General features: G+C 29.4%; 7 protein-coding genes. 2 read left to right on the top strand and 5 right to left on the bottom strand.

Annotated features, from left to right (window positions below):
• Nucleotides 1-3: 3 nt before the first annotated feature.
• The 5 genes from ACXYRQ_RS01700 to ACXYRQ_RS01680 all read right to left on the bottom strand — a co-directional run bounded on the left by ACXYRQ_RS01700 (nucleotide 4) and on the right by ACXYRQ_RS01680 (nucleotide 6,396).
• Nucleotides 4-522: a hypothetical protein gene (locus tag ACXYRQ_RS01700; RefSeq protein ID WP_458614625.1), complete on the bottom strand. Its 519-nt coding sequence runs from the start codon at nucleotides 520-522 to the stop codon at nucleotides 4-6.
• Nucleotides 523-534: 12 nt separating this feature from the next.
• The gene (locus ACXYRQ_RS01695; protein ID WP_458614624.1) at nucleotides 535-3,024 is read right to left on the bottom strand and encodes a hypothetical protein; all 2,490 of its coding nucleotides are present in this window, start codon (nucleotides 3,022-3,024) and stop codon (nucleotides 535-537) included.
• A 39-nt stretch (nucleotides 3,025-3,063) separates the two neighbouring features.
• On the bottom strand, nucleotides 3,064-3,507 hold the full coding sequence (locus tag ACXYRQ_RS01690; RefSeq protein ID WP_458614623.1) for a hypothetical protein: 444 nt from the start codon (nucleotides 3,505-3,507) through the stop codon (nucleotides 3,064-3,066).
• 313 nt (nucleotides 3,508-3,820) lie between these two features.
• Nucleotides 3,821-5,677, bottom strand: coding sequence for an alpha-amylase family glycosyl hydrolase (locus tag ACXYRQ_RS01685; protein WP_458614621.1), 1,857 nt, complete (start codon nucleotides 5,675-5,677; stop codon nucleotides 3,821-3,823).
• Between the two features lie 41 nt (nucleotides 5,678-5,718).
• On the bottom strand, nucleotides 5,719-6,396 hold the full coding sequence (locus ACXYRQ_RS01680) for a hypothetical protein (protein WP_458614620.1): 678 nt from the start codon (nucleotides 6,394-6,396) through the stop codon (nucleotides 5,719-5,721).
• A gap of 202 nt (nucleotides 6,397-6,598) precedes the next feature.
• Here ACXYRQ_RS01680 and ACXYRQ_RS01675 point away from each other — a divergent pair, with 202 nt between their 5' ends.
• The gene (locus tag ACXYRQ_RS01675; protein WP_458614619.1) at nucleotides 6,599-7,579 is read left to right on the top strand and encodes a ribose-phosphate pyrophosphokinase; all 981 of its coding nucleotides are present in this window, start codon (nucleotides 6,599-6,601) and stop codon (nucleotides 7,577-7,579) included.
• 293 nt (nucleotides 7,580-7,872) lie between these two features.
• On the top strand, nucleotides 7,873-13,380 hold the full coding sequence (locus tag ACXYRQ_RS01670; RefSeq protein ID WP_458614618.1) for a PDxFFG protein: 5,508 nt from the start codon (nucleotides 7,873-7,875) through the stop codon (nucleotides 13,378-13,380).
• Nucleotides 13,381-13,382 lie beyond the last annotated feature (2 nt).

Genomic DNA, 13,382 nt, shown 5'->3' with positions numbered 1-13,382 from the left:
AAATTACCTTGCCTTTCCTTTGTGTATTTTAACCCATTCATAATAATGAAGCTTTCTTTGAATATGATATTGTATACTGAATGTAAATAAAGCAATAACAGTTGAAAAAGAGAAAATAGATATAAATGTACCTGTTATTATTTGAAAGTTACTCATATAAGATGTTCCCCTAAAAAAAGGTAGACCTGTAAGTAAAATAAAAACAATAATCCAACATGTAAAAAAGATATATCCTGCTTTCAATTTACTTCGTAAAAGTAGTAAATAAATCAAAAAGAAAACTAAAACTAAGGTATTTGCAATATAAGCAACTAATGTTGCGATGGCATGATTTTTTGCAAATTCGCTCAATTTATCTGCATCACTTCTTATTTCAATAGGCACCGATTCAGTATTAATTCCATATCCGAATGGAATTAATACCCATATAAGAAGCACTGCTGTAAGCAGTGCTAATAGTGTTAATAAAATATAAAACTGTTTTTTTTCGATATTTATTTTATATTTAGTATAACTGTACATTTAGCTTACTTATTATTTGAATACTACTCTAACTGGTAAGTTACCAGAATTTATTGCATTAAGTGTTTCAGTATAATCAGCTGATAATTTATCTTCCATTGCACTTAAAAACTTATCTTGTGTTTGAAGTTTATCACCTAATGATCTGTATCATTCTGCTGAACCAAAAGTTTTATCGTTTCAATTTGATCAAACAGTTTTTAGGTTTGGATTAGAGTTATCAAATCTGGTTGGTTGTACTTGTAGAATACCTAATCCTTGTTCTTGAAGTTTTTTGCTTGATGTTAGAACATTAAACACAAAGTTTACAGAAATTGATTTATTGTATTCATCAATGTTATTTTTAGTGGTAGCAATGGTAACATCAGATAATGTTCCATCTTTCTTTTGCATCTTAGATGACATAAAATCATCAGCAAAAGTTGAAATCTTAGCAAAGTTTTCAAATCCAGCTAAATAAAGTTTTACAATTTTACGGATTTGTTCATCAGAAACAGTTGTAGGAGCAGCAGTATTAGAGAAGAATTTTGCACGAGCAAATACTTGATCTTCAAATTCATGGAGTTTATTGTCTTTCATCGCTTGTTGAATCTTTGCAATTAAAGCGGCTTTTTGACCATTGTCATCTCCATTGACACCAAAAATAAATTGTTCAATTTTTCTTAAGTGGAATGTTCCGTTGTTACCATTTTCATCTGGTTTATCTTGAACCATATCAACAAAACCTAGATTTCCAAACTTATCCTTGTTTGTTAAGGTAGCAAATGCTCCTGCTTTCATCTTGTCTGCACCAAGCTGTCATGGTTGTGCAGGTGTGCTACCAACTAATTCATCGCTTCATTTAGTTGTGAATCCCATTAATCCAGCAAGTGTATTTCTGAGTGGCAATGCATTTACCAAAGAATTATTTAGTTCATCAACTTTTGCTTTTGTTTCAGTTGAACCATTGAATGTAATTTTCATCTTATCTTTTGAAACTTGGTTAGCATCTGCGATAGGATTGTTTTCATCAGCCTTTGATTCTCATAAACCTCATTTTCCGTAGCTTCCTTTTAATTCATTAAGTTCACTTAAAACGGTTGCTAGTTTACTATTAAGTTCATTGAAATCAGCATAACCTAAATTTTTTGCAAAATTTTGTATCTTAGTTTCTTCTGATGTATTATCTGATTTGATTCTATCTGACATTCTAGAAAATAGAGCTTCTGAATAAGGTATTTTAGAATCTTGTTTAAAGTATTGATAGTATGAATCGAAATTAAATGCTGCTTTTAAAACTTCTTCAAGTGCTTTCTTTCTTTCAGGTGATGATCCGTTGTTTCTTGAAGAAATACCATAACCTCAACCACCGGCCGCCTGAATGTATGGAGCTCCATCATCAACAGGAACTACATTGAAGAATGATAGTGCATTTGCTGCATCTCTTGAGTTTTGAACATCTCATGTCCCAATTAATGCATAGTCAAGTTTTTTATCTTTCATTGCACTAAAAATAGTTTGGTTAACAACACCCATATCGCTTCCGTACATTGCTTGTAAGTCACCTTGACTTAATCCGTTTTTAGCTCAAACGGTTTCTTTGTATGCCTCTGGTGTCATTCCATAAGCTGCATGAATAATTGGATATAAAACATTAGCAACTTCTTTTAATCCATCTTTAAGTAATCCATGTCATTTATCACCTTTTACAAATCATGAAGAAACTTGTCCTTCATTATTTTTGTATAAGTTCTTTTGGAAGAATGATTGAGATAATGAATCTCCACCTAATTGATCTTGTTGCACTTGTGTGTATGAATCTCATGCTTTTTTAATCCCACCATATAAAATACCATTACCATATCAAAAGTCTTGTAATCTTAAGACTAATTTACCTTTTTCAACTAGTTCTTTCAATGTATCTGTATCTTTATTTGTAAGTTCAGTTCTTGTGTCTGCTTCATCTTTGTTTGAAGCTAAAATAAGACCTTCTTTGTTATGACGAACTGCTAAAAATTTATGTGTAGGTTTCTGATTTTGTGTACCGTTAATAGTTCCGAATTTAACAATATCGGCTTTTTGGTCATCAGGTAGCGATACAACTTTGTTTAAATCATCTAGTACTTTTGGTGTATCGTTTACTTTATCTCCAAAGAATGTATCTAAGTCAGCTAAATAATTATTTTGTGCAAATTCTGTAACACGGTCTTGAGGTAAATAGAAAATATCAGGAACAGTTGGGTCGTTTAATCCTTGTGTACCAAGGTTTAATGCATCGAAAACACCTTTTTGAATAAATTCAAGTGTAAATCCATCTTTTGTGTGTGAATCAGAAGCATCAAAAAGTTTCTTAACTTCATTGTAAAAGTCCTTTTGTGCTCCATCCACAGCGATGTAAATTTTCTTAGAACCTTTTCCGGTGTCTTGTTGTGCTGAACCACTTGTTCCACAAGAAACAGCAACTCCTACTGCTCCAAGCGATAATAATCCACCTGTATAAACTAATGCTTTTTTTATTTTCATATTTCAATATTCCTTATCTATTGTTAAGTAATTACAGGATTATTCAAATGCAATTTCATTTTTTTGATATGCAATAAAAGAAAAAATAATACAAATTGGTGAGAGTAATAACAAACCACTTATACAAGCAACATAACCTATCCAGTGATTAAATTCTGTTTTTGACATTATATAAATTACATGAATAGTTATTAAAGCAATCGCTAAATAATTTATTACTAATACAGCAAGCATTATACGTACTCAATAATTTTGCAAGGTTTTGAAAAGTTCAACATTAAAAACATTAGGAGATTTACTGAGATTGATAATAATTTGGATAAAAATAATTTCTATAATAAGTACGACAATGTTTGCAAAGAGTAAAAATAAATATTCTAGGATTTTTGGAGTATATTTGCGTTCAAGAGGTAATTTACCTACTCAAAACCACCTAAAACGAGTTTTAAATGGTGGTTTTGAAAAATGTATATTTTTCTTCATAATCCTGATTAAATTATAATATAGCAATACAAAAAACACATAATAATTGTGAAAATATGATATTAATTCCTTTGATAACTTGATATGTCAAGATAGTTGTTCCATAATTTACTTATTTATAGATAGATTACAACAAAACAATTTTATTTTTTTGTAAATAAATTGGTTTTGTTGAAGAGTTATTATTGATTTTTAATAAAGTTAATAATAAAGAAAAATACACTTTTTAGCTCATATATAAGCAACAAAAGTGTATTTTTATCTCGTGTAATAATAATATATTTCAAGGTTATTTATATTATAAACAGAAATTTTATTGTTTTTTAATCAAAAACATTCCGACTTTTATGTGTGAATTGCTTTTCAATGATTTTTCACTCATTTGAAAACTTTGATTGATTAAATCCTTATCAAATTTATATCCATCTTTTAGGTTAATCTCAAAACTACCTAAATTGTCACTATATACAACTAATAAATAACTTCCATCTTGGTTATCTCTTAAGGTTAAATTATTAGGATAATTTGATGCATTTTCGATAATGTCTGATGGTTTCTTAATATATTTTATATCTTGATCTTTAAGTGATGGATATTGCTCGCGTAAATGGATTAATTTTGAAACTAATACATATGCACCGTTTTTATCAGAAACTAATGATTCAACATATCCTTCACCTTTTGAATCCTGTGTTTGAATAATATCACTTCCTGATCTTTCATCCTTAAAATAAACTCTTTTGTGCAAATCTTTCCATCAATATGCTTCACGAATTTTATCATCACCTTTACTTTTATCTCCACCTTGCATTAATATTTCATTTCCGTCATATAAAATAGGTGTTCCACCACGAGAAAGCAAAGAAAATAATGCCGCTAAATAACCTGCTCTTTCTTTATCGTTAAGTTTATGTGGTGTTCCTAATGGTGTTTTTGTTACATTTTTTTTATAATTTGCTATTCAACGATCGATATCATGGTTATCTAAAAACGGTAATCAATAACTCATACCTTCATCGCTGTTAAGATAATTGATTAAGTTTTTTTCCTCATCAGAATTAATAAACGGATGTATTTGATATTTATAATGATTTCCATCTAAGACACTACCAAGAGCTTTATAATTCGACCTTCCATACATTAAATATTTTGATGCATCATAAACACTTTTTCATCATTCCCCGAACATAAATACTTCTTTATCAGAACGAGCAACATTATTTTCTATAGCTTGCTTAATTTCTTTATCAGATGCATCACGTCAATCAAAGAATAATTGTGATGTTTTTGATCCATCACTATCGGTTGGTTTATGTGAATTTTCGCTACCAAAATAATGGTAAAAAGCATCATAGCGAAAACCATCAACACCTTTTTTGATTCAGAATTTATGAATGTATTCTATTTCTTTTAAAACATCCGGATTAGTTAAATTTAAATCAGGCATCCCTTTTCAGAATTTTGCCGCATATCTTAGATTTGTATCAGGTTTTGGGTTTTGATGATAATTAATATTTTTAAATATTTTTCTTACATCTTTATCTTCACCATAATCTTTATCGTTTATTGGTTTGTTGTCATAAAAATAATAATATTTTTGATATTTTTTATCTCCATCTAAAGCTTTTTGAAACCAAGGATGTTCATAAGATGTATGATTTAAAACCATATCTAAAACAACTCTAATTCCTTTTTTGTGTGCCTTAGTTATAAAATTATCAAAAGCTTGCATTCCACCAAGTTCAGGAGCAACAGCAGTATAATCGATAACATCATATCCATGATATGATGAAGACGGATGAATTGGTGATAGATATAAAGTGTCTATTCCTAGATTCACGAAGTAATCCAAATTATTAGTTAAACCAATAAAATCACCAATTCCATCATCATTTCCATCAGCAAACGAATATACAGTTAACTGATACATTACATTCGATTTTGTCTTAGCGATAAAAGGTGCTTGAATTTTTGCATTTTGATATTCATCTTGGTAGCTTACATTATTCAAACTTTTTTGGTTCTCTGCGACAAATTCATCATTTCCTCACCCTTTTAATCTTTTAACAGTTGATACATCATCATTTTGTTGACTGCATGAAATAGCAGTTGCAATAAATGCAGTTGATGTTAAAAATAAAAATTTTTTTATTCACCATCTATGTCTCATATTTACTCCATTAGCATAAAAAATCTACTATAAAGTAGATTTTAACTTCCTTTAGCAAGATTTAAGATATCTTTTCTTAATACTTCAACTTTATCTAAATTACCTTTAATTTTTTGTCAATTTGATATCAATTCATTAAGTTTTTCAGATGTAATTTTGTTGTTTTTTTCAAGGATATCAAGGTTTTTTATGATTTGTTGCATTGATGAAGATTCAAAATATGCATTATTAATTAACTGTAAAGAAGTTGCTTTATGAATTTCGTTTCTATAAAAATTTACAATGCTTTCTTGAAAACTTTTTAAAGTATTAGAAGCATTCTCATGTAGTTGTAATTTACCGATTTTATCAATGTAATCCAAACTTTTCTTCTTACTTCTTTCAATAAATCCATCGTTTAGTTCTTTTAATAAAGTATCAAGTTTAGCTATTTTTTGATCATTAGTAAGGCCTTTGTCATCATAAAAACCTTTTACTCTTGTGTCAAAACTTAATGCTCAATCAGTATCTTTTGGATTACTATTAATTATACTAATTTTAGTATCTAAAAACTGCTTATATGTTTGACGTAATTTACTTACATCTTCTGGAAATGATTGTACATATTTTAAATTATGTGTCGGTATTGCTATAGCAGCTGAAACACCAGCAGCACCTAAGATAAATCATGAACCAATAAGCACATTTTTCATAATATTACTTTTCTTTTTGTCTGTCATTATATTCCTTATATTTTATAATTATACATTTTTATTTTATATATACTTATATATCACATTATTAATTTTTTTTCTTTGATATATCAAGTCATAATCAATTTCATAATTTTTCTAATTATCTGGTAATGTTTACACCATATAATACACAAAACACAATATTTAATTATCTTTTAGTTTAAAATATAAATAAGGTAAAATTATAATGAAAGGAAAAATGGATAATAATATTGTTTTGTTTGGTATGCATAATTCGCTTAAACTTGCTCAAAAAGTTTCAGAAATTATCAATATACCACTTTCGAATGTAGATCGAACAGTATATGCTGATGGTGAAGTTATGCTGGTTTCTACTCCAACTGTAAGAAATAAGGATGTTTATATAATTGCAAGCACATCAAGACCTGTAAATAATAATATTATGGAACTTTTGATGTTTATTGATTCGTTGAAACGTGCTAGTGCTAAAACAATTAATGTATGCTTAAGTTACTATGGATATGCTCGTCAAGATCGCAAGGCTCGTGGAAGACAACCTATTACAGCCAAATTAGTTGCTGATTTGTTGCAAACAGCAGGTGTTTCTAGAGTAATTTGTGTGGATTTACATAATCCTTCAATTCAAGGTTTCTTTGATAAACCAGTTGATGATTTAAGGGGACAATATCCAATCGCAAAGGCATTAAAAGCAACAGGTGAAAAATTTACAGTTGTTTCTCCTGATCATGGTGGAACTGTGCGTGCACGTAGATTAGCTGAATTAATTTCAGAAAGTGTGCAAATATGCATCATCGATAAGCGCCGCACTGGTGTAAATCAAACAGAAGTAATGGGGATTTTAGGTAGTGTAAAAGATAAAAATGTTGTAATAATTGATGATATCATCGATACTGGTGGAACTATTTTAAAAGCAGTTGAAACTTTAAAAGCAAATGGTGCTAAAAAAGTTATAGTTGCTGCAACACACGGAATTTTTACCAAGGGTTTTGAAGTTTTTGAAAATCACCCTGATGTTTCTAAAGTAATTGTAACAGACAGTATAGATAATTATGAAATGTTAGACAAGTTCTCAAAATTGCAAATAGTTTCACTTGGTGAATTTTTAGGTAAAGTAATTAATGCATCATTAGTTGGGGAAAGTGTTTCAGAAATTTACCGCAGTTATGAAAAAGAAATATCAAGTTAATTAGCATCCATAACACACTTTTGTGTGTTTTTTTTATATTACAGTTTATCAGCAAAAATTTATATTTTATGATATTACAAATTTTATGCTGATAAAACAAATTATATGAATAATAATGTAAATAATTACTTAAAAACAAAATTATTTTAAAAAATTATTAAAAAATGTTAAAAATGCTCAAAACATATGATATATAGCACTCTTTAAAAACACAATAAATATATAAATATGAAAAATTATGGTAAAATTATATAGAATATTTATTTAAACCAACTTATAAAAAGAAAGGAAGTATGAAAAAACTAAAACTTAGTTTAAAAGCAAAAGTTTTACTTTCAGCCAGCATAATAACATTTACATCTGCTATAACTGTAGCAGCAATGTATGGATATGCAAATAACTCAGATGAGGTGCGAGGTTCATCGCTGCCTGTAAGTAAAGAAGAACTGAAAAACGATTTTTCTAAGTTATATAATGAAAATCATGAATTAACACCTGAAATCTTTATCACTGATCCGTCAAAAGAAAATGCAGTTGGATTTATTTCACCCGACTATAAATCATTTGGATTTAATGATAACAAAAGCAAACTTTATTCATTTGAAGACTTTTTTAATGAGTACTATAAAAGATACAATGAAAGTTTTATCTTAGCAGTTAAATATGGTTCATTTACATTTTATGATGAATATGTTTTAGCAGTAAAGCCAGATAAATTTATCGACTTTAGCAAGTGATTTATTAATAATGTTGCATGAGGACCAGATTTATTAACCTTGGATAGTTTTAGATTGGTACCAGGAGTAGAACAAAACGGAAATGCGATTACATTAGGATCGCATTCTACTTTACATAAAGAAGTAAGCGAAATCAAATTCTTCCCTGATGCATTCTTTGGTTCGATGCCAGTTTACTCAGTAATAGGTGGAGCGGGAAACCGAACCGATTCACTTACATATGCAACATTTAAAGATCAACAAGATAAAGTTGCTGTTGATAACTTTCTAGCAACCATTCCACTTGCTTCTGCAATAAAAAATTCTCGTTCAGCAAATAATCTACCATTTTTATCGCTTTATAATCCAAACAGATTATTAGGAGAAACCTTTAAAATCTTTATTCCAAAAACTACACGTTTAGAAGATACATTGATTTTACCAAAAGATCTCACAGCATATACATTTACATTAGAAACCAAGGATGTTAATTTACCAACATCTGATAGTTCAGGGCATTCAGATGCCCCAAAAATAACTTATGATTCATTAATTGATGCAAAAGTTACAAAAGTAACATCATCAAAACCAAATAATAGTGATAATCGAATCTTGAGTATCGAATTTTCTTATAAGGATGCAGATGGTAAAGATGCAAAATTTGTCTATGCAGCAGCAGAAAACGAAATCGATCCATATTTTGAAGTAAATTACAAAACATTTAAAGCTATTTTAGATCCAAAATTAAAACATTTTCTAGATTTCTTTGATGTTAAAGCATTTGAAGGACAAACACTTTGAATTTATGCTGATGAAAATGCTAATTTATCTGCATATGCATCAAAAGTCAAAGCGATGAATTCGATTGATTCATTGAGTGACTGAAGCAAAGTTCCCCAGGAAAGCAAAAATCGTTTACGTGAATTTAAAATTAAATCAATTGATGTTAAAAATAAACGTCTTGAAATTACATTAGAAAACACTAATACAAATATTCCGCTAATTATCACTTTTGATGCGATGCATATGAGTGATGCCGAAAATAAATTATTCGAACAATTTAAAGATGCAGTAGGGTACAAAGGTTCAATTAATCCAATTTCAATTAAATCAGGCCCAGAAGATATTAGCATCGTTGATAAAAATGGTAGACCTCTTAGAGGATTATCGACTCGTAAATATCAAATTTATAACGAAGTATATACCGGTTTAGTTGATAAAGTTCTTAAAAAGTTTCCACAATTAGCAAAAAAACTAAATGGACCACATATTCAAAGAACAATTAACGATCAAGGATTTTATGATTATAAATTAGTCGAAGGTGACTATTATGGATTACGTGATAGCGATCGTATAGGATTGCCATTATTGCTTTCTGCTACAATAGATAATTACGAAGGGATATCAACTGACTTCTTAAAATATGTTGCAACCCATGAATATGGACACCATTATACACTTGACCAATCACAAGCACTTAATCAAGACAGTAATGCTGTTGTTGTTGGAGGGATTTCTACTCGTGGTGGTTTAACTGAGACATCTTATTATTCAGCAAAATCATTGCGCAATTATTTAAAAGCACGTACTAATTTAGATTTTGTTCGTGTTAACGCGTTAGGGCAACAAACTGAAGATTCTGATACAACAGGACAATACATTCGCTTCTTATTTAAAGATAAAAACGGAAAATTTGTTCGTGAAACAGACAAGCAAATTTGAGGAAACCCAATTCCAAACAGTGATGTGTTCAGTGTTTTGGATGAAAAAGATCGTAGATTTTTACAAGACTTTAAAGGAATGCAAGAAGCTGCAAAATTACGTGGAGCAAGATTAGGTGATTTATTTATAGCTAATTCATTTGATGAAAATTCAGGTACATTAAATCCATTTATCGAGGGTGTAAATAAAACTTTTGAGAAAAAACAAATAGACGGAAAAGATGTTTATGTTTTTAAAGAAGTAGCAATCTCTGATATTGTTGAAAATATAAGAGATGGTTTAGGAAAATCACTTAAAGATGTGATTAAAATTGCTTCCCCAAATTCAATAACAATTTCAGTAGTTGAAACACAAAAAGATGCAAATGGCGCTACTATAGCAACCAAAATTAATGTCTTTGATAAAGATGGAAAACCAGCAATTAATGTTCCGTTAAATGAACCACTTGATGAAAAAAGTCTTGATTATATAAGTGAACAAACAAATATTATTAAGAGTACAATTGATAGTTTATTAATTACCCGTTTTGCAGATTCAGGTTGAAACACCCGTGATACAGATTTTGGTGGTGTAATTGGTCCAATTCGTAAAACATTGCTTCAAGGAACCAATTTTACAGATAACGGATTTGTTGATTCTTTAAAATACCGTTCAGATGCAGTTGAATTAGATGCAGATTCAAACAGAATCGATCAAATTTACCAAAATAATACAAGACGACCAGGAACCCGTCGTGCATTAGAATATACAGCATTAACAGATAAAGGTGATTTATATACAAACCTCAGTGAAATAATTGATACATATGTAGGATTTATTTTAGAAAACCAAAATCGAGGTTCACAATTTCAAGATGGATATTATGCTCAATTGTTGAATGTTTTTGCTTTTGTTAAAGATGGAAAAATTCAAAAAGGATATACATTCCCGTTAATACTAAACAATCATTTTTCAGATAAAGTCCTTTATAATCCAGATGAAAATGGGCAATCTGATTTATGACCATATGCAAGACAGTTTAACAGTGATAACAATGCTAGTGGTCGTCCACAAATGAACCCGGCTTATGGAATAATGTTTAGTGGTTTTGGTTTATATAACATTGATCAAGACAAAAAATTTGTTCCATTCTTAGCTGGGATCGATGCAGATGGTAATGTTGTTTCAAAAGATACCTTCCAAAGCATAATTCGTAATCCTAGAAGTTTTTCTGCTCTTGTTAAAAAAATAGCATTTGTCAACTTTAATAAAAATACTGTAAAAAACTATAATTTATACAACTCATTTAATAAAGAGTTTTTAGCAACAGTTAAAAATGGAGATCAAAGCGAAACAACAGCAGCATTTGATAATTTCGAAAAATTTATTGAATTTACATCGATTGATTATTCTAAAGCATCATTAGAACCATTAACTGTTAAAGACGGTGCTCCCGTAATTAAATTTAATTGAGATGTTGATTACGTAAAAACTAAATTTGATTTTGATGCATTTAAGGCAGCAGTAGCAACTTCAGATGAATCAGCAGAAAATAAATCAAGAATTGCAGCAGCAAGCGATCAAGAACTTGCAAATGAATTAATGTTAAGATTTAGAAATTCAGATTATTTCTGAACAGTTACAGACTTTAATCCAGCAACTCAGTTAAAAGAAAATCAAGCAATTTTTTCATCTAAATACGGAATCGATATTTTAAGTAATACTTTTACAGACAGCTTTTACTTTGATAAAAAATTTATGGTTGATAATGAACTTATCACACCAACACAAGAACGTACATCATATGATGCACTAGAGTTGCAAAAAATATTCTCTGATTATATAACTGGCATTGTAGGTAAAGATTCTGCTGCTAAGATACTAGAATTTACTAATACACAAGACTTATATCAATTTGTAGGTAATATCATTACTTACTTAGGACAAGGTTATCGTGATAATGATCGCATTTGATACCTAAGAAGAGCGGTTTATACTGTATTTAACAATGGATATCCTTCTTCTGATATTCTTGAATATAATTCTACACGTGTTGAAAACTTGTTAAATGATAAATTTACTGACTATATATATTCAATTCCAGAAACTTTAACTCGTGATTATGTGCAAACTACATATGTCCCTGCCACAGCTGATTTTGGTAACTTGCCTACATACTTAACTAATGCAAACGAAGCATATACAGGACAAGATTATGTAATTGATGCAACTAAGTTAAAAATTTGAAATGAACGTAAAAATAGTTATTCAAATATTATTAATGCAAGTTTTGATGCAGTTAGAGCAGAAGCATTTGATAAATTATTTAATCAAACCAAGGATATTTACTTTAAAAATTCATTAGATCGTCAAATCAAAGAATCATTAGCATCAAAAAACCAAATTGAAATACAAAAACTCGATAATCGAAATGCACAAATTGATAAGGAATTGAAAACTCAAATCACGGATGAGCAAAAGAAGCAATTAGAATCTGAAAAAGCAACTAATATTGCATCTAAAAATCAATTACAAGAAGCTAACAAGAAACTTAATGAAGAAATTGCTAAATTATTTGAAGAGCAAGACAAGCAACTACAAGATACATACGAAAAAGTAATTGGTGTATATAAAGGTAAATTATCTGATGTTTCTGATTCAAACGGAAGAAACGAGGATAGATCCTCATCATATTTTGGAAAACTTATAACCAAAAGCAACGGTTACTTCCAAGATCGCTATCAAAAAGTCGCTATTGGAATGCAACTTTATGATGATAATGGAAAAGAAATTATGGATGATGACATCCGTCTAAAGGACTTTAAAAATCAACCAATTAAATCACGTCCGAGAGCTTTCTTTATTTCACAATTACGCAATTTTGGTATCGGAGAGAGAACTGTAGCGGGTATCTTTAGAAATAAACGTATTGATTCATTAGCATTATACGGATATGTTTCTAATGAAGATGCTAAAAAGATAAAACAACTTCGTTTTACTGATATAGAAACAGGTGAGCAAAAATTCTTACCAATTAATATTAAAGGAACAAATAACGTCTTTTATCTCAAACAACAAGGTGATGCAAGTTCTAAAGTTAGGGTAGAAGATGAAGGATATACTTCATGAATATCTGATTTTGGAGTTATGGCTAAATACCGTAATACCTTATTATTACCAAAACATCAATACTACATTCAATTTGTAGATGAAAATAATAAAGTTGTTTCCGATTTTACCTTAGGTGATGTAACTCAATTAGCAGAAAACGGAAAAACAGGTACACAAGCATCAGTAACTATAAGACATAATGAAGATTCAAAAACACAAGAAAAAGGTAAAGCAATAATAAAGATTGATTACCAATTTAACATAACAGGATAGGA

The organism is Mycoplasma sp. 394, assembly GCF_054353895.1.
The sequence above is the reverse complement of the archived record's forward strand: the minus strand, read 5'-3'. Positions and strand labels throughout refer to the sequence as shown.